Genomic DNA, 18,151 nt, shown 5'->3' with positions numbered 1-18,151 from the left:
AGTGATCACGACTGAAAGGTGTTTTCATGCATTTTTTACCTGAGTGCAATAAGTGTAATTCATTGAGTTTCCAAAATTGATAATGAAGAAAAGCATTACTCGTCTAATAAAAGCAATTCAATACTCCTGTGAAGGAATAAAATCAGCTTTTGTATCAGAAGTTGCGTTCAGACAGGAGTTACTGCTTTTTATAATATGTGTTTCAACTTTGTTTGTTTTAGATGTAAGTAATTTAGAACGTGCAGTAATGGTAAGTAGCCTATTTTTGGTGTTAATTGTAGAAATTATTAACACTGCTTTTGAAACAATAATTGAGCGTATTTCCAGTGAACAACATATACTTTCAAAAAAAGTGAAAGATCTAGGTAGTGCAGCAGTTTTTCTCTCATTAATTAACTTCTTGATAACATGGATGATAATATTGATATGAATGTTGTTAAGATATATTTTCAAATTCACCGATTAAGACTTGCATGTCTTGTGGTAAATCAGAAACAAATTCTATATATTCTTTACTTTTTGGATGATATAAGCCTAGCGTGTGAGCATGTAGTGCCTGTCTATTGAAATTACGGATAAAGTCAGAGTTTTTAGCATGTTTTTCACTTTTACTACTATTTTTTCCGTAAACTTGATCACCAACTACAGAATGTCCTATGTGGCTCATGTGTACTCGAATTTGGTGTGTTCTGCCTGTCTCTAAAGTACATTTAACCAGGCTTGCTTGCCCTATAATTTTCTTCACTGAATAATGAGTGATTGCTAATTTACCTGCTGTTTTTGTGACACACATCATTTCTTTATTACTGCGTTTTGGAGCAATATGGGTTTTTACTGTTCCTTGCAGATTAGGTAATGCTCCCCAAATTACTGCTAAGTATTCCCGTTTTATTTTACGATTTGATAGCAGTTCAGACAAGAAGCTGTGGGATTGTTCATTTTTTGCAATTACCATGAGTCCACTAGTATCTTTATCAAGCCTGTGAACAATTCCTGGTCTTGTATTTATATATGGAATTTTGCCAAGGTGAGCGATCACTGCATTCAGGAGTGTATTATTGTTTGTTCCAGCACCTGGGTGTACTGTTAATCTACTTTGTTTACTCAGAACTATAATGTCCCCATCTTCGTAGATGATATCAAGCTTTATATTATAGTTAGGTTCAATTGATGTGGATATGTCAGGTTGAACGAGATGTACTATATACTCTTCACCTGGTTTTACTATGTGGTCATTATTAATTATCGGCGTGCCAAGTAATGTTACCCGCTCATCTTGTATCAATCTTTGTGCTTTACTGCGTGATATGTTACACTTTTTAGCTATGTAAGTATCTAGCCTTAATTTTTTTTCGTCACTATTAACATTTAAGGTTATATCTATGGTCACTACCCTGCGCAAGCTACTTTGAATGCTGCATGAACATCTGGATTCACAAAATCAACTTTTGTACTAGGTTGAATTTGAAGGCCGTCTTGTTTTTTAATATGGCAAATTGTTTGAGAGCCATCTTTCCAGTAAATTATTATTTTATTATCAAAATCCCGTAGCGTTAACTCCCTCTTTTCTTCTTTTTCTTCTAGCTTAATAGACTCTAATAAATAATATAGAAAGTCACTTGCTTTACCGTTAACTTTTTTTCTCCATTCATCCATTTTTTCTTGTTCAGATAATTCTTTTTCCAATTTTGCATTTTCTTGCTCCAGCTCTTTCATCCTTTTTTTTGATTTTAATAATCTATGTTTTTCTATTGCTTTTTTCTCTTCATCTCGCTGTTTTTCAAGAGAAGTAGCAGTAATACTGCCTTCACTGCTATTAGGTTCATTTGATTGAGTCTGTTTATTCTTTAATTCTGCTAGCTCATCTTTTACTTTTTTTAGTTCTTCTTCTAATTCGTTCTTTATCTTTTCCGCTTCTTCTTTTTGTTTTTCCAATGTATCTATGAACTCACGATCATCGCTAATTGTTCTTTCTCCAGATTGAAAAAAGCCAACTAATCTGCTTGGTTCAAATCGCTCAACCTTATCTTCAGCGATTTTAATAGTATTCTCTAAACTAGAAAAAATGCTTTCAATTTTTAGTGAATTTGTTCTTTTTGCCAGCTCTTTAGCTTCGCTTAAAATGACCATCATTTCCTTACGCAACTTATCTAAATCTTTTTTGATGTCTCCTCTAATTCCTTGTAGATGAACAAGTGTTTCTTGAATTTCATCATTTGCAGGTTTTAGAAGTTTGCTATCAAGTAGATCTTTAGCTTCATCTAAGCGCTTATCAAATGAGTCAACAATTTTATCTGTAAAATTAGTCAAGTGCTTATCTAGTAATTTTATTAATCGAGATATTGGATCATTTTCTTCCTCATCTTTTGTCTTTTTTTCCATTACCGATACAAAACCACCTCTTCTGCATGGAAAGAGAATATCTAAATTATTAAATTTTTTAACAATATTATGATTATTGTTTATCTCATTGGTTTTTAGCTTGCTGAATGTTATACATATTCCAACGATAGCAATGATACTAGCCAGTACAACTGGAACCCATTCCAAAGCCTGAATATTGGCAAAGCTCAATCTATTTTGTATTAACGCACCAACTATAATTACAGCACTAATTACATATGGTATGGTAAGAAAAATGGCCTTATTTTTATTCTCTTGTATTTGATTATCTAATATTTTTTTCTGATTTTCAGAAATTGGCAAAACTATTGAAAAGTTTGCTTTTTTGGAATCTATAAGACTTAAATTTGGTTTTATCTCTATTTTCAGAGCATTTTCAGCGATTTCACTCATCTCGTTGTCTTTGCCACCTCTAATTTTATTATTTATTAATTCCTCTATCAACTTTTCTCCTTCTTTTATCTCCTGCTTATGCATATATCTCATAGCAGAAGAGGCTACAAAAGTTGTTAAAAGAATAATAGAAACCAAAGTGTAAATTGGCATGAATGTTGGGTTAAAAATATCTGTAATAAACCTTAGATCATTATGGGTTATTATTATTGCAGCTACATAAGCCAAAGAAAATTGAAGCCAAATATTTACAATCGCTATGGGTAGAGTGTTACTTACAGAATATTTCTTTGTTGCACGCCATAACCTAGGAAAAAAACCAATAGCATCATCTATTTTGGCAAAATTATGATCTACTTTAACATTGAAAGGATTTGTTGTATCTAAAGGCATAAATTTCCTTGCATCCTAATTAAGTAATTATATATAAATGATACTTTAAAAACAAGTTTTTGGCTTATGCCAAGGACGATTAGAACGGACTTTGCTAACCTTTATGCCACTATTTGCTAGCCAAACAGAGTGTGTGCCATATGCCTCTAAGTCAGAGTATTTGATGATTTTAGTATTGCAAGCTGGATAGTTAAACTTGCTTAACTGAATTACTAGATCGACATTGTTACAATTTTCTAAAATATCTTCTCTTTTATGAGCTAGCAACACTGACTTATTATTTCCTTTATTATATATACAGTCATAATCATTACATTTTAGCCTTTTGTTTGAATTACTGAATTTAGTATGATTCACAATTTGATTCTGCCCGTTTTGCTTTGCCCACGTTTTGACAACAAAATTTCTGTTTTTTCTAGTAAGGGAATATAGTAAATTGTCATCTTCTTTTACAGCAAGATTATCAGCACTGACTAGAATGTCAGGAGTTGTATACATAGCGCTAGAGAAAATACCTAGCACAATAAAGAAAATTCCAAAGAAACGCCAATTCCTTTCCCACAAGCATAACCATAATAGCCCAAGCGTTATTATAATAATTAATGAGGCAGGAAAAGTGCGAATAGGAATAACCAAATACTGAAGACTGGCAATTGCGTTTGTTATATATAAAACGCTGTCAATTGGGCGTTCCATGAGAGGCGTTATAATCCACTGAGTACCTAAAGGAATCAATAAAACATAGATTATTCCAAGTGGAATAATAATGAGTGTAACTATTGGTATAGCAATCAAATTTGTGATAATGCCACTGATTGAAAAATAGTTAAAATTGTATATTGTGTACGGAACAGTTGCTAAACTTGCTATTATTGAGCTGATCATTATCGACACAAAATATTTTATTATTTTTATTTTGAATAACTTATTAGCATTGATCTGATAGCTGGCAACTAGTGCCAAAACAGCAGAAAATGACATTTGAAAACCTGGCTTTAAGATTGCTTCTGGCTCCACTATGAGTATCACCGAAGCAGCAAACGCAATTGCTATTAATCCTCGATATTTCCTTTCTATGATTATTGCAACAAGTACCAAGATCACCATGATGTAGGCACGCTGAGCAGAAATTTGCATACCGGTAATCAACAAATAAAAGGTAGTTGGCAAGATAGTAAAGAATGCAGATATTTTTTTAGTGTTATATTTAAGAGTCAAAGTTTCAGATATTGCAAATAAATTACGGAATACTATAAAAAATAGACCAGCAACAAACGATAAATGTAAACCAGATATAGCGAATAAATGTGCTATACCTGAATCTCGTATCGCATTCATAGTTTTTTGATCTATCCCGTCTTTTTTGCCAATTAATAATGCAGAGATTATGTCCGCGTGTGGCTTTTTGGTATTTTGCTGTAGGTTTTCATAGATATATTGACGGAAAGATTCTATATACTCTTGAAATTTTCTTGCTTCAGCCTCTTTGTACAGGACTATTTTGCTTGTTGCAAAGCCTGTTGCACTTATTTTCTGATAATATGCTATTCTTGCAAAATCATATGCATATTCCGAAGGCGCAATTTTTGGAGGAAAGAGTTTTGCTGATAATTTTACTTGATCCCCTATTTTAATGCCTTCTTCCGCTTTGGTTTTAACTGATATTCTGATGTTATCCAGCTTGAACTTCGTGTTTTTTATTTCATAAAGCAAAAATTGTTTATATGAGCCCCTATCGTTAATATCCTTCACTGTAGCAACAATATCTTTCACATACCTTTCCTTATCAAGAATGTGAGTATTAACTGAATCTGTTCTGAATTTGCTGGCTGTAAATCCTATGAGCACTGCAATTAAAGAAATGCATAATATTGCGTATTTCCTGTATAATATTGCAATCAGAATTAGTATAGGTGAAAGCAAGAGAAAAATAGATATAGTGAAAGCACAGCTTGGTTCAAAATTTAATGAGAAATAGGTTAAAATTCCTGCACACTGAAAAACAGGGAACCACAATATCAAGTTATATTTTTCATTGCACAGATTGTTATGTATATAATTTACTATCATGTTAAGAAAGGTTAATAGATATATAAATATATGTAATAGTGTGATTTTATTCTTTTATTTATTATTATTACGCATATAATAATAAATAAGCAACGACGCGGGATGGAGCAGCTCGGTAGCTCGTCAGGCTCATAACCTGAAGGTCGTAGGTTCAAATCCTACTCCCGCAACCATCTTTCAATTGTACAAACATCGCGATTTCTCTTATTATAATAGCAATGGTATTTCTGACTCAAAGCTTGTTTCTGACCTGTAGGCTCAATCGCAACATTCAGTAAAAAACTTAAGGTATTTATTGGTGAATTACATTAAATTATAGTGGCTGCATGTCTTTTTTATTTTTTCTACATTTAGCCAAATCACGCTTGTTAGTACATTATCAATTTAAATTATTAAAACTCGCTATTCGGGACTTCTTTTGCCTTTTTTCTATTTGGTTGGATGATTTTATAAATTAATTAAAATATTCATAATATTGATTTCTTATCACAACAATGCTATTATTAAGCTAATATTACTTTTAGTGAGGTATGAGCAATGGTTGATGTGGCTTTTATTGGCGTAAATACGGTTATTGATAACGGATACAGAAGAAAAATAAAACTCGTTATGTCAGGGTTATTTTTAGCTGTATCAGCAGCAACTGCTATCTGGTTTATCTTTCCTGGATCGCAAAATGTACTTGCTCCATTCTTGCTTCCAGCTATATTCCTTCTCTTGACTCTGTCTATGGGATATTATACGTTTCTTTTTGGTTGTGAGAAAAAATCTGTAGTAGAAAATGTTCTAGGTATCTGCTGAGTCAGTTAAGAGAGTGAATTGCCAAGACGGAATCGGATTTTTGCTAGCAGAAACAAGAGATATTACAAAAAATAAGTTTTGTAAAGTACTTTTGTTTTGAGGATCGTAGCAAAGCGCACAAACTTGCTTTATATGTAAGAGAAATTGATAGCGTTGCATCCTCGATAAAAGACGAGGATCTTTTAAGTCACTTTGATCAATTTTTTACCATAACTGAAGTAAGCAATAAGAATAGTAGAAATGAGCTAATTAATCGCGCAAGAATATATAGAACAATAAGTGAAAAACCTAAAAATGAAATACAAAGTTTTTTAGCTAATCAAAAAGAGAGTCTTTCGTATGAAATAACGTCACCTAAAATTGATAATTTTTTACCACAGGTTAATGCAGTAACTGTTTAGGTTAGCAAAAGTTCAATACGTATAGCTAAGTCTTTGCAATATCAATAATTTCATTGTGTACATGATTATCACTTTTTTTTTCAATTCCAGTAATAACATTACATCTATTAGATTCTTTTATAGCTATTTCTTGAAATCCTTTTCGAATTTTATGATAGAAATCAATGCTCATTTCTTCATACTTATTTTTATCCTTTGCTCTGCTGAGTCCAACTTGAACATCAATATCTAAAATAAATGTGATATCTGGATATTTAATTTCCACTAATTTGTGTAAGTCTCTTATTAGACTCAAGTCAACACCTAGTCCATACCCTTGATACGCAATAGTTGAATCGATAAATCGATCACAAATAACTGTCTTTCCCTCTTTAAGAGCTGGCAATATTAATTTTTTCATATGTTCGTGCCTCATCGAGATAAGCAGCAAGAGTTCAGAAATAGGATCAATATTATCCTTAAGTAGTAATCCTCTTATTTTTTCTGCAAAATCAGTACCACCTGGTTCTCTAGTCAATACGACATTATTTTCACCGTGAATTTGCTTGAAATAATTTGCAAGTAACTCAGACTGTGTTGTTTTACCAGAACCATCTATTCCTTCGAAGGTTATGAACATAAATTTTATAATTACAATGCTAAATGCAAGCAGTGTACATAGAAACCATTTGACATTTAAGCAATAAGATCATAAATTATGGTATACAATTCTCTATGAGCTATGGTTACGCTAGACACTCCTAAGATAGATTTAGACTTTACTGCAAAGAATTTCAATCTTCTGGGAGTGGATAACAAATATTATACATTAAGTGACTGCTATGGGGAAAATGGTCTCATTGTAATGTTTATATGCAATCACTGTCCTTACGTTCAATCAATTATTAGCAATCTAGTAAGCGATGTTAATTTGTTGAAAAAAGATTATCAGGTAAACACCGTTGCAATCATGCCAAATGATGTAAATGAGTACCCAGAAGACTCCTTTGAAAACATGATTAATTTTGCCAAGGAAAATCAGTTTACATTTCCATATTTGATTGACAATAACCAAGAAGTAGCTAAAGAGTATGGTGCTGTTTGTACCCCTGATTTTTTTGGCTTTAATTCCAAACTAGCCCTCTGCTATCGCGGGCGTTTTAACAACACAAAAAAAGAGAAAGTTCAAAATTACGAAGTAGGAAGTAGTGATTTATTTCAAGCCATGAAATTTATTGCAGAAACTAGCAATCCTCCAGTTGACCAAAAATCAAGCATTGGTTGTTCAATAAAATGGTCTAATTCTACAGGTTAAATATTATGCACAGCGGCTCTCAGCATTTGTTTGATATTATAATTTTACTCTCTGCTGCTGTGTTTATAGTCATAGCGTTTTGGAAAATGAATATTAGCCCAGTACTTGGTTACTTTGTTGCAGGTGCATTGATTGGTTCTCATGGATTTAATCTGATACATTCAGTTGAAGTAATGGATAACTTTGCAGAGTTTGGCGTAGTTTTCCTATTGTTCATTATAGGTCTTGAATTGACATTTGAACGCCTTATCGCTATGCGTAGGCATGTGTTTGGGTTTGGTTCCCTTCAAGTTATAGTTACCATGATAGCAATATGGTGCATTGCTCTTGCCTTTGGAGTAAATACAAACATGGCAGCAGTTATTGGTGGTGGACTTGCACTATCCTCAACAGCAATAGTGTTGCAGGTTCTGCAAGAAAAGGGTTCTCAAGCAAGCCAAGTTGGTAGATTGTCAATAGCAGTGCTACTAATGCAGGACTTTGCAGTGGTACCTCTAATAGTACTAGTGCCCCTGCTTACTGGCAATTCTGAACACAGCTTAATAAGCTCGTTGGCAGGCTCATTAGTGCAAGCAGCTATTGCATTGGTGTTGATATTTGTAACTGGTAGGTTATTACTGAGGCCATTGTTTTCGGTTATTGCCAAAATGGAGAGTAATGAAATCTTTATATCAACAACACTTCTGATAATATTAGGATCAGCATTTATTACTGAACAATTTCATTTATCAATGGCATTAGGCGCATTTGTTGCTGGGTTACTAGTTGCAGAAACAGAACACAGGAATTCGGTAGAACATGCAGTATTGCCATTTAAAGACTTATTTCTTGGTTTATTCTTTATGACTGTTGGCATGTCTATTGATATTGACCTTTTACTCAATAAGTTACCACTCGTTACTTTATTATCAATTATCCTTATCGTTTTAAAGACGTCCATTATATATACATTGTGTAGATTTTTTGGATTTAGAAGTGCACCTGCAATACAAGCTGGATTACTGCTTGCACAAGGCGGTGAATTTGCATTTATTTTATTCCGTTTAGCAGATGAATTAGATGTACTATCAAGTGAAATCGCTCAAGTGCTTATGATGGTAACTACAGTAACTATGGCTTTTACTCCTCTTTTATCGGGAATTGGAGACTGGATAGCAAATTCATTTAGCACTGAAAAAATAATACTAGACGATGAAGCAATCGAAACAGACACACAAGACCTTTATAATCACGTAATAGTTGCTGGGTTTGGTAGAGTGGGATATATGGTAACAAAAATGCTTACTGCAGAGCATTTAAGTTATGTTGTTGTAGATATTCAATCAAAAATAGTAAAAGAAGGAAAAAATGACAGTTTTCCTATATATCTTGGAGATGCTACAAGATATGAAATTTTAAAATCAGTAGGAATAGAAAGAGCTCAAGCTCTTGTGGTTTCGATAAAGAACGAAGTTACTATAAAGAAAATAGTTTCTCTAGTTGCAGCAAATTTTCCGCATGTAAATATTATAATACGTTTGCCAGATTTGAATAATGTGGAGGTTTATAAAGATCTAGGGGCTAGTAAAATTATTCCCGAAACATCTGAAATTGGATTGCAGCTAGGTGGAGCAGCATTAAGTTTAAGTGGAATTAGCGAAAGTGGAGTTACATCTTTAAAAGGTAAATTTAGAAAAGGCAACTACAGTATGTTAAAAGAACTTGGTAATGATAAAGATGAATAGCCCTATATCACTTTAATTAGTGACCAGAAAAAACACATTTAATTAAGCAACTATACTCTCTAGAAAGGTGAAAAATTGACCTTATTGTAACTATGAACAAAATAATCATAAAAAAATTTGGTGGTACTTCACTAACTGACTTAAATCGAGTTGCAAACCTGATAAAAAATGATATTGAGAAAGGTTGTAATGTAATCGCTGTTGTATCTGCTGCTGCAGGATTCACTGACCAAATGGCTTTTCAAGCTAGGCAAATTTCAAATTTAAATTGTAGACAAGAGTTATCAGAGTATGATGTTCTCCTTTCAGCAGGAGAACAGATCTCTTGCGCATTATTAGCTATCACTCTTCAATCTATCGGAGTTAATGCTAAATCATGGCTCGCCTGGCAGTTACCAATTCTAACGGATAATTTTTATTCTGAGTCTAAAATAAAAAAGATAAAAATTGACCATGTAAAAAGATCTTTTGCTGAGGGTTATACTGCTGCAATCATTGCTGGTTTTCAGGGTATATACGATGATAGAATCACTACTTTTGGTAGAGGAGGATCTGATATCTCAGCAATTGCCTTTGCTGTAGTCTTTGGTATTAGGACTTGTGAAATTTTTACTGATATTGACGGAATATATACAGCAGACCCAAAAATTGTTCCAAGGGCACGCAAGCTTAAATCTATCTCTTACAATGAAATATTGGAGATGTCGTCATCTGGTGCTAAAATATTGCATAATCGTTCAGTACAACTTGCAATGAAGCATAATATTAAGGTGCAGGTGTTATCCACTTTTGAGGAAGTAGAAGGCACTACAGTACTACACAAAAAAGATGTACTGGAAAGATACTTAATTACTGGAATAACTTATAGCACTCACGAAGCTCTTGTAACTTTTACTAACTTTGCAAATACTCTGGATACTTTAAGAGATATAGCAGGAGCAAACGTTAAAATTGACATGATACATGGGTCAAGCTTTTTGATTTCTAAATTTGATGTTGATTTAATGAAAAAGTTATTGAACAAAAATGAAAATTATGTCGTAAACAATAATATAGCTAAAATTTCAATAATTGGTATTGGTGTTATGTCTAACACTGAAGTGATGTACCGCACACTCAAGGTTTTAAGCGAAAAAAAGATAGAAATACTTGCTGTCACAATGTCCGAAATCAAGATCAGTATAGTTGTTCAAAAAAAACACGCTGAGGCTTTAATTAGAGATTTACATACCGAATATGAGCTTGATGTATGACAGCACGCTTGAAATTTATTTACTTGATAATTCAAAAAACTTGAAAGAGCAAAGATAGTTATTGAAATTATCTTGATTTACATCGGTTATCCAAGTTTGACATTGAATGCTTAACACCTCCTCCATTAACACCTTTCTGTAATCTTTATCCAGATGCGACATTATATCGTCAAGCAGAAGAAGAGGTGCTTTATTGTAATGAATACACCTTGCTTTTACACTAGATAAGATGATAGAAAGCAGTAATAGCTTTTGCTCTCCAGTAGAACAAAGATTTATTGGCATGTCCCCTTTTTGGCAAAAAACCCAAAAATTATCATTATGTACAGAAAAGGTTACTCTACCAGTTAATGAGTCTTTTTCTCTGTTTTCCTTTAGACGATTCTGAAAATATTCTGCAGTATCGTTCAAAGTTAGCTGACTGCTAAATTTCAAACTTGCCTTTGGAAAAAACTCACAAGAATGGTTATCAATTGTGTCTTGTAATATCTTTAAAACAGATGATCGCATACGTAAAATATCAATTGCATTGGTAGCCATGACGTTTTCAAGACTAGAGAGCCAACTTTCGTCCAAAATATTCTCTCTAAGCAATTTACTTCGCTCATGCTTAGCTTTTCTATATTTCATGTAGCAATAGGTGTAATTTTCTTCAAATAGTGAAACTATACGGTCTAAAAATTTTAACCTGTCGCTTGGAGAATTAAGAAGAATATAGTCCATTTGTGGAATTAGCCATATTACATTAGATATTCTATACAAAGATGAGTAGCTTGACTGCGTTTTCCCATCAATTTGTATTAATTTCTTATTAAGATTCTTTCCTATACCAATTGAGTTAAGCTCTGCTCCATTGAAAAAATCATAATACACTACCCAACTTTCATTACTGCGCCTATTTTGCATCTCATTGATTTTTGCTTTTTTCATTCCGTTGCTTTTAGCAAGCAATGAGATTGCTTCAAGTATATTAGTTTTTCCAATACCATTTTTGCCAGTTACTACAACTGGTCTATCATCTAAATCCAGTTCAAAGTTTGAATGACTACGAAAGTTATATAATTTCAGTTTTTTTATATAGCAATGGGTAGTCATTCTTTAATTTATATTCTCCTTACTTCTTCTAGAACCTCATCAACATGTCCACTAACTTTTACGTTTTTCCAGATCTTCACTACTTTACCTTTTTTATCTATTAAAAAAGTAGTGCGCTCTATTCCCATATACTTTTTGCCAAACATGCTTTTTTCTACCCAAACACCATATTTTTCCAACATTTCAGCATTTTCATCAGAAACTAAAGAAAATGGCAAAGAATATTTTGCTTTGAAGTTAGCGTGGCACTTAACGCTATCTTTTGATACACCAATTATCACTGTGTCAAGAGAAGAGAAATTTTCTATTTTGTCTCTAAAGCCTTTTGCCTCCATTGTACAGCCCGGAGTATCGTCTTTAGGATAAAAATAAAGGACTACATTTTTTTTATCAAAAAATTCACTCAGCGATAAAATTTCGCCAGAATCTGTTGGCAAACTAAAATCAGGTGCATTATTTCCTACTGTTAATTCCATACTTTGCTCCATTATTAACACTTTTATGGTACTATAGTATATTGTAATAGGAAGGGAGGATAAATGAAAGTAGCTTTTCAAATGGATGAAAATATAAATTTTGAAACTGATACTACATTTGCATTAATAAAAGAAGCGCAGAGGAGAAAGCACGAAATTTTTGTCTATGTTCCTAATAATCTAGCACTCAAGTTAAATCAGTCAATTGCTCTTGCTCAGAAAGTCAGCGTTGATGATTTTGGTTTTACTTCTAAAGAAGATGTAACTATAGATTTGAATGAAATGGATATCATACTTATCAGGCAGGACCCACCTTTTGATATGCGGTACATTACAACAACCTATATCTTAGAAAAGACTACTGCGTTAGTAATAAATAATCCAACAGAAATAAGAAACTGTCCTGAAAAATTAATTACTTCACTATTTCTAGAGCTAATTCCTCCAACTTTGATCACTGAAAATATATCGATGATTAGAAATTTTTGTCACGACTATCAAGATATCATCTTGAAACCACTATATAGCTATGGAGGAAATGACGTAATAAGAATACAAGACCAAAATAGCATTCAAGTGGTAGTCGATCTCATGATTGCAAAATATGAATGTCCTGTAATTGCACAAGCATTTTGTAAAAAGATAAATACAGATAAAAGAATACTGCTACTGGATGGAAAGCCAATAGGAGTAATGAAGCGAGTTCCAAAGTCTAGCGGAGAAATCAGAACAAATATGAGGCTTGGAGCAAGTTTTGAATCTATTGAAATGAATGATAGAGACACTGAAATATGTAATAAAATCGGTCCTGAGCTAAAGAAAAGAGGGCTAATATTTGTTGGTATTGATATTATAGATGACTTCCTTCTTGAAATTAACACAACTTCGCCTACGGGAGTAGTTTATATCAATAAGTTGTATAGTAAATCACTAGAAAAAGAACTATGGGATGCATTTGAAGAAAAAGCAATTCGTCAACTAAGTTCTTGAGCTATTGCCTTAATAAATTCAGTAACTCCATTCCTTATTCTTGTTTTCTTAGTATTATTAGCCATATCACGCAATTTTTGACAATTTTGCAATAAATCAACTAGCAACTCTCCTAGATTCTTTTTCGCGTTACTATTTTGCTCAACCATTACAGCTGCTCCCGAATCTTCAATATGTTTTGCATTATAAAATTGATGGTTATCTTTTGAGTGAGGATAAGGAATATATACAGCAGGACGCTCAGCAAGAGTAATCTCTGCTATTGAAGTTGCCCCCGCTCTGCTAATTACCAAATGAGCATTGGCCAGTTTATTTTCCATATCATCGAAAAACTCACTTAACTCACAATCAATTCCTTCACTTTTGTATAGACTCTTGACCTTGTTTATATTTTTCTTCGTACATTGCTGCGTTACTCTAATCCTCTCTTTTACTTCAACAGGTAGATCACAAATTACGCTGCTCACTACATCATCAAAAAAATTTGCACCCTGACTGCCTGCTATTATTAACACGTTTAAAACTGTTTCAGCTCTAGAATAGCCTTGTGCTTCTATATCGACAAAATTTCCTGTAAAAACGCATTTACTACCTTCTGCATACTTAGTCTCTGGAAAGCTAGTTGCAATTAATTTTGCACTCTTGAAAAAGAATCTATTTACTCTCCCTAAAACTGTGTTTTGTTCATGTAAAACTATAGGTATAGAAAGAATCTTTGCTGCAAGAAGAGTTGGAAAAGAAGCGTAGCTACCAAAACCAATGATTAGCTTTGGTTTTAATTTTCTCGTTTGATACAGTGCTAATACACAACTATACATTAACAAAAAGAGAAACTTCAATTTGTTGCCACTTGGCTTGCACAATGGTAAAATATAACTTTCTATATTGATGGTTTTTTGATCATTGAATAATATACAATTGTGCCCTTGTACCTTTAGTGCTTTTGCTAAGGTTATAGCTGGAAAAACATGCCCACCTGTACCGCCTGTTGCTAGAATAATAGTCATCTGTAAGTAGTAATTTGATAATAGATTGTTAATTATTTTTTAATACTTTGCATGTAAAATTTTATCAAGCTTTATGATAGTTGAGTTAAAAATGCCTAAAAATAGTGACAGTAAAAAAGAATCTAACGTAAAAAATAAGCCTCAAGAGCAAAGCAGAAGCGGAGGTTTATTAAAAAACATAATAAAAGCTCTTTTTAACTCAGTTGTTGATCTACCTCAGCAAGAACAACTCAATAAAAATATTGATAGACAACAAGGTTTAGACAGTAAAAGAAAAAGCCCAGAGGATCTTAATCAGGAAAAAAAGCTTGAAGTGAAAGAAGCAGCTGAAGGGTTAAAAGAAAAGTTAGAAAAATCTGATATTGGTAATCAATCTATTAGAATTGAATCGCCTAATCAGGATAATTGTAGCTCTAAAACAATGGATCGTTAGCTTAACTATTTAACGATTCATCATCTGCAGCAAGTACTGATTCGTGTATAATTTCCGAAATAGTTGGATGAGGAAAAATCGTAGATTTTATGTCGCAGTCTGTTCCCTCTAGTTGCTTTGCAAGAGCGAAATTGCTAATTAACTCTGTTACTTCCGCTCCTATCATGTGAGCTCCAAGAAGTTCGCCTGTTTTTTTGTCTATAATTGTTTTCACTAAACCTTCAGTTTCACTTAGTGCAATAGATTTACCATTAAAGTTGGAGTGAAATTTTCCTACTTTTATATCGTATCCACTTTTTATTGCCTGTTCCTCAGTAAGGCCAACGCTTGCTACTTGCGGATGAGAGTAAGTGCAATTTGGTATGCACTCTTTTTTTAACTTATGAGCATTTTTACCGGCAATTTTCTCAACACAGATTACAGCTTCATGACTTGCTTTATGCGCTAAACATGGGGGACCAGCTACATCACCTATTGCATACACACTTGATTCACTTGTTTCATACCACTCATTCGTTTCAATGAAACCAGAAGGACTCAACTTAATTTTTGTATTTTCTAAACCTATATTTTCAGTGTTTGCTTGCACGCCAACTGCAACAATCACCCTATCAAATTCTTTGCTCTCACCACTACTTAGTAACACTTGAGCAAAGTCTTTATTTTTAGTCAAAGCTTTTACGCTACTGTTTGTATATATTTTTATCCTTTGTTTTGTGAATATTTCTTGTGCTAAATTTGAAATATCTTTATCTTCCAGCGGCAAAATAGTGTCTTTTACTTCTATAATTGTTACATCAACTCCCAAAGTACTATAAAAACTTGCAAACTCTATTCCTATCGCACCAGAACCTATGATTAGTAGAGATTTTGGTAACTTCTTTGGAGTCATAGCGTGCTGCGCATTCCATATTAAATCTCCATCTACTTCGATTCCAGGAAGATTTCTTGCCCTTACACCTGTTGCTAAAATGATATGCTTGGAAGAAATTTCCTCCTCCTTTTTGTCATTAAGAATTTTTATAGTACGATTACCTGCAAGTTTACCGAAGCCTTGATGGACTTTGATGTTATTTTTTTTCATCAAATACTCAACACCACTTGATAGCTTGCCAACAACGTTCCTTGAATATTTCACCATTGATTGTATATCAAAACTTGCATCCTTTACTTTTATGCCAAATTCTTCTGATCTTCTTATTAATCTATAAATTTCAGATGCTCTAAGTAGCGATTTTGTTGGTATACATCCCCAATTTAAGCATATACCACCCAAATTTTCCTCCTTTTCAACAATTGCAGTTTTAAGTCCAAGCTGCGCCGCTCTAATTGCTGCTATATAACCACCAGGACCGCTGCCTATAACTGTAATATCATACTCATTCATCAGTTTTCTTCGTATGCAAAAGACTATATATAACAGATGGAACCCGTATGATCAATGCTCAGGTGCATAGAAGCGGCTTGACAAACCTTCCCACTTTTCTTCTTATATCAATAAGAGTATTTATCCTTGTTTTTAATCTCTGCAGATTTAACAACAAAATTCAGTAAAAAACTCAGATATTTATTGGCAAATTACATAAAATTATAGCGGCTGCATGTTTTTTAAATTTTTTCTACTTCAGCCAAAACACGCTTGTTAGCACATTATCAATTTACATTATTAAAACTCACTACTGGGGGATTCTTTTGCCTTTTTTCTATTTGGTAAATTTCTTAATATTTGTAGCTAAAATTTCAGGATGTCATTCCAGCACTTCTTATTACCTGTTCTGGATCCCAGTATCTGGGCACTGGGATGACAAAAACATAAGATGACACCGAAGGGGCTACTCGCATCTTTTTAGCCCAAATCACAATGTTCGTACAGCTGTGACTAGTATGATACCTTCCTTATACAAAAAATTTTTTGATAAAAAAACTGGATTTCAATACTGAGATTACATCCTTTCTAGTGGAGATTGCTCTCAAATCACAATGTTCATACAAATATACTTTATGAATTGCGTTTATAATCTCTAAACACTTCATTAATAGTGTGCCAAGCTTCGACAGCGTTCGTGTTTGTGGTAATATCAGCAAGAGCCTTCCATAAAGCCCAGGCACGGCCACGAGTCCAAGTGCTAGCATCCAACGGAAGCATTGCACGGAAGATTTTTCGGCTTTCTCCTCTAAGCAGCGTCCAAGCAATCATTAGATCGCAAGCGGGATCGCCGATCCCCAATCCTCCAAAATCAATGACGGCACTCAATTTTCCTTCTTGCACCAATAGGTTGCCAGCGCTAACGTCACCATGGACCCACACTGGCAAACCTTTCCAAGCGCTTGCTAGCGCTGCTTCCCAGAGCTCGATTGCAGCATTGGCATCTATTCTATCTTTTAGAACGGCAATTGCTTGCTTTGTCTCAGCATTATAGGTTGTTAGTACCCCTCCACGATAGAAATTATGTGGTCCGGGAAGAGGCCCATCTGTAGTATCTATGCGTTGTAAAGCAGCGAGAAATTGAGCAAGGCTGGTTGCAAAGTCATTCAGATCTGCTATGTGCACAGATGCAGCGGTGTTGCCATCAATCCATTGGTAAATAGACCATTGCCACGGGTAACCCTCACACGACTCTCCCATTGCCAAAGGCTTTGGAATTGAAAGTGGCAGTAAAGGTGCCAACCTGGGTAACCACTTTTGTTCCTTTTCCACCTGCATTGCATACTTTGCAGCGCTTGGCATACGCACAAGCATGTGATCACCCAGACGAAATGTTCTATTGTCCCATCCACCGGGCACGATTTGGCAGATAGATAGATCTTTAAATTGCGGAAACTGGGTGACAACTAAGCGGTGTACAAATGCAGCATCTACTCTTGCTACTTTTTGCACCAATTGTGCCTTAAATTTCTTTCTTTACAATATATCCTACCTGATACAAACAGGGCTACTATAAGATAAATAAGATTCCATGTTGCTAACGAAACACCAAAAATATAATGAGGTCTGTCACAAGACGGAGAGTAGTTAGGGTTTAATAGATTATTTCTTAGCTCTTCTATGCTAACGTTACCACTTGCTTGCTCTGTACAGCCTAAAACATCATGAAATAAGTGGAGTTCAAGACCTACATGATAAAAAGATATTATTGCACCAATGAGATAGCTGCAAAACATCGCATAGATTAGGATTTTGTTGTCTTTGAACATATACGCAACTGCAAGTAGCCCTGTAACATAGTAAACTACTCGCTCGTATATGCATAACTTGCATGGTAGCATATTGAAGAAATACTCTAGCACATATGCAAAAATCAGAGCAGCGGCACTTGACAGCAAAAAGATTATAGAACTGTTATTTACATCTGACATAGTTAATGAATTACTACAATATCTGTGAAGAGTCAACTCTTGTTTGACAACGTTTCATGTA

Annotated in this window: 17 protein-coding genes and 1 tRNA gene; 8 read left to right on the top strand and 10 right to left on the bottom strand. The window is 33.9% G+C overall.

Features of this window, described 5'->3' with window-relative positions; genetic code table 11:
* The first annotated feature begins 82 nt into the window (after positions 1–82).
* On the top strand, positions 83–430 hold the full coding sequence (locus tag ONG75_RS06030) for a diacylglycerol kinase (RefSeq protein ID WP_064085518.1): 348 nt from the start codon (positions 83–85) through the stop codon (positions 428–430).
* A gap of 6 nt (positions 431–436) precedes the next feature.
* Here the strand turns inward: ONG75_RS06030 and ONG75_RS06025 are convergent, their stop codons facing one another.
* From ONG75_RS06025 to ONG75_RS06015, 3 genes are read right to left on the bottom strand one after another with little or no spacing between them, the layout of a single operon-like run.
* The gene (locus ONG75_RS06025) at positions 437–1,390 is read right to left on the bottom strand and encodes an RluA family pseudouridine synthase (RefSeq protein WP_405197663.1); all 954 of its coding nucleotides are present in this window, start codon (positions 1,388–1,390) and stop codon (positions 437–439) included.
* A complete protein-coding gene (locus ONG75_RS06020) occupies positions 1,390–3,189 on the bottom strand; it encodes a coiled-coil domain-containing protein (RefSeq protein WP_264730094.1) in 1,800 nt (599 codons plus the stop codon). The genes ONG75_RS06025 and ONG75_RS06020 overlap by 1 nt, the downstream gene beginning before the upstream one ends.
* A 45-nt stretch (positions 3,190–3,234) precedes the next feature.
* Entirely contained in the window at positions 3,235–5,259 is a 2,025-nt protein-coding gene (locus ONG75_RS06015) for a ComEC/Rec2 family competence protein (RefSeq protein WP_264376011.1), read from the bottom strand.
* A gap of 96 nt (positions 5,260–5,355) precedes the next feature.
* On the opposite strand from ONG75_RS06015, the gene ONG75_RS06010 reads away from it, so the two are divergent.
* Positions 5,356–5,432, top strand: a tRNA-Met gene (locus ONG75_RS06010).
* A gap of 364 nt (positions 5,433–5,796) precedes the next feature.
* Positions 5,797–6,060 carry a hypothetical protein gene (locus ONG75_RS06005; RefSeq protein ID WP_264375198.1) on the top strand — a complete coding sequence of 88 codons (264 nt, stop codon included), beginning with the start codon at positions 5,797–5,799 and terminating at the stop codon, positions 6,058–6,060.
* A 426-nt stretch (positions 6,061–6,486) separates the two neighbouring features.
* Here ONG75_RS06005 and tmk read toward each other — a convergent pair whose 3' ends face one another.
* Positions 6,487–7,080 carry a dTMP kinase gene (gene tmk / locus ONG75_RS06000; RefSeq protein WP_010403811.1) on the bottom strand — a complete coding sequence of 198 codons (594 nt, stop codon included), beginning with the start codon at positions 7,078–7,080 and terminating at the stop codon, positions 6,487–6,489.
* Positions 7,081–7,182: 102 nt separating this feature from the next.
* On the opposite strand from tmk, the gene ONG75_RS05995 reads away from it, so the two are divergent.
* From ONG75_RS05995 to ONG75_RS05985, 3 genes are all read left to right on the top strand, one after another.
* Positions 7,183–7,755, top strand: a complete 573-nt coding sequence (locus ONG75_RS05995; protein WP_064085908.1) for a thioredoxin family protein — start codon at positions 7,183–7,185, stop codon at positions 7,753–7,755.
* Positions 7,756–7,760: 5 nt separating this feature from the next.
* Entirely contained in the window at positions 7,761–9,479 is a 1,719-nt protein-coding gene (locus tag ONG75_RS05990) for a monovalent cation:proton antiporter-2 (CPA2) family protein (protein WP_010403808.1), read from the top strand.
* 92 nt (positions 9,480–9,571) lie between these two features.
* A complete protein-coding gene (locus tag ONG75_RS05985) occupies positions 9,572–10,732 on the top strand; it encodes an aspartate kinase (protein WP_264376010.1) in 1,161 nt (386 codons plus the stop codon).
* A 15-nt stretch (positions 10,733–10,747) separates the two neighbouring features.
* Here the strand turns inward: ONG75_RS05985 and recF are convergent, their stop codons facing one another.
* A complete protein-coding gene (gene recF / locus ONG75_RS05980) occupies positions 10,748–11,827 on the bottom strand; it encodes a DNA replication/repair protein RecF (protein WP_007302298.1) in 1,080 nt (359 codons plus the stop codon).
* An 8-nt stretch (positions 11,828–11,835) separates the two neighbouring features.
* Complete coding sequence (gene bcp / locus ONG75_RS05975; RefSeq protein ID WP_010403789.1) at positions 11,836–12,303, bottom strand: thioredoxin-dependent thiol peroxidase; 468 nt, start codon at positions 12,301–12,303, stop codon at positions 11,836–11,838.
* Positions 12,304–12,366: 63 nt separating this feature from the next.
* Between bcp and gshB the strand changes: the two genes are divergently transcribed.
* Entirely contained in the window at positions 12,367–13,293 is a 927-nt protein-coding gene (gshB, locus tag ONG75_RS05970; RefSeq protein WP_007302296.1) for a glutathione synthase, read from the top strand.
* Here the strand turns inward: gshB and ONG75_RS05965 are convergent.
* On the bottom strand, positions 13,278–14,300 hold the full coding sequence (locus tag ONG75_RS05965) for a UDP-N-acetylglucosamine--N-acetylmuramyl-(pentapeptide) pyrophosphoryl-undecaprenol N-acetylglucosamine transferase (protein ID WP_010403780.1): 1,023 nt from the start codon (positions 14,298–14,300) through the stop codon (positions 13,278–13,280). The genes gshB and ONG75_RS05965 overlap by 16 nt on opposite strands.
* A 73-nt stretch (positions 14,301–14,373) precedes the next feature.
* Here ONG75_RS05965 and ONG75_RS05960 point away from each other — a divergent pair, with 73 nt between their 5' ends.
* Complete coding sequence (locus tag ONG75_RS05960) at positions 14,374–14,733, top strand: hypothetical protein (RefSeq protein WP_264376009.1); 360 nt, start codon at positions 14,374–14,376, stop codon at positions 14,731–14,733.
* Between the two features lies 1 nt (position 14,734).
* Here ONG75_RS05960 and lpdA read toward each other — a convergent pair whose 3' ends face one another.
* The 3 genes from lpdA to ONG75_RS05945 form a co-directional block, all read right to left on the bottom strand.
* Complete coding sequence (gene lpdA, locus ONG75_RS05955; protein ID WP_264376008.1) at positions 14,735–16,120, bottom strand: dihydrolipoyl dehydrogenase; 1,386 nt, start codon at positions 16,118–16,120, stop codon at positions 14,735–14,737.
* 612 nt (positions 16,121–16,732) lie between these two features.
* Entirely contained in the window at positions 16,733–17,611 is an 879-nt protein-coding gene (locus ONG75_RS05950; RefSeq protein WP_264376007.1) for an aminoglycoside phosphotransferase family protein, read from the bottom strand.
* Complete coding sequence (locus ONG75_RS05945) at positions 17,599–18,090, bottom strand: disulfide bond formation protein B (RefSeq protein ID WP_264376006.1); 492 nt, start codon at positions 18,088–18,090, stop codon at positions 17,599–17,601. Before ONG75_RS05945 ends, ONG75_RS05950 begins: the two co-directional genes overlap by 13 nt.
* Positions 18,091–18,151 lie beyond the last annotated feature (61 nt).

Origin of the sequence: Wolbachia endosymbiont (group B) of Sphaerophoria taeniata, assembly GCF_947179355.1 — a bacterium.
Lineage (GTDB): Bacteria > Pseudomonadota > Alphaproteobacteria > Rickettsiales > Anaplasmataceae > Wolbachia.
This window is presented reverse-complemented; position numbering and strand designations above follow the sequence as displayed.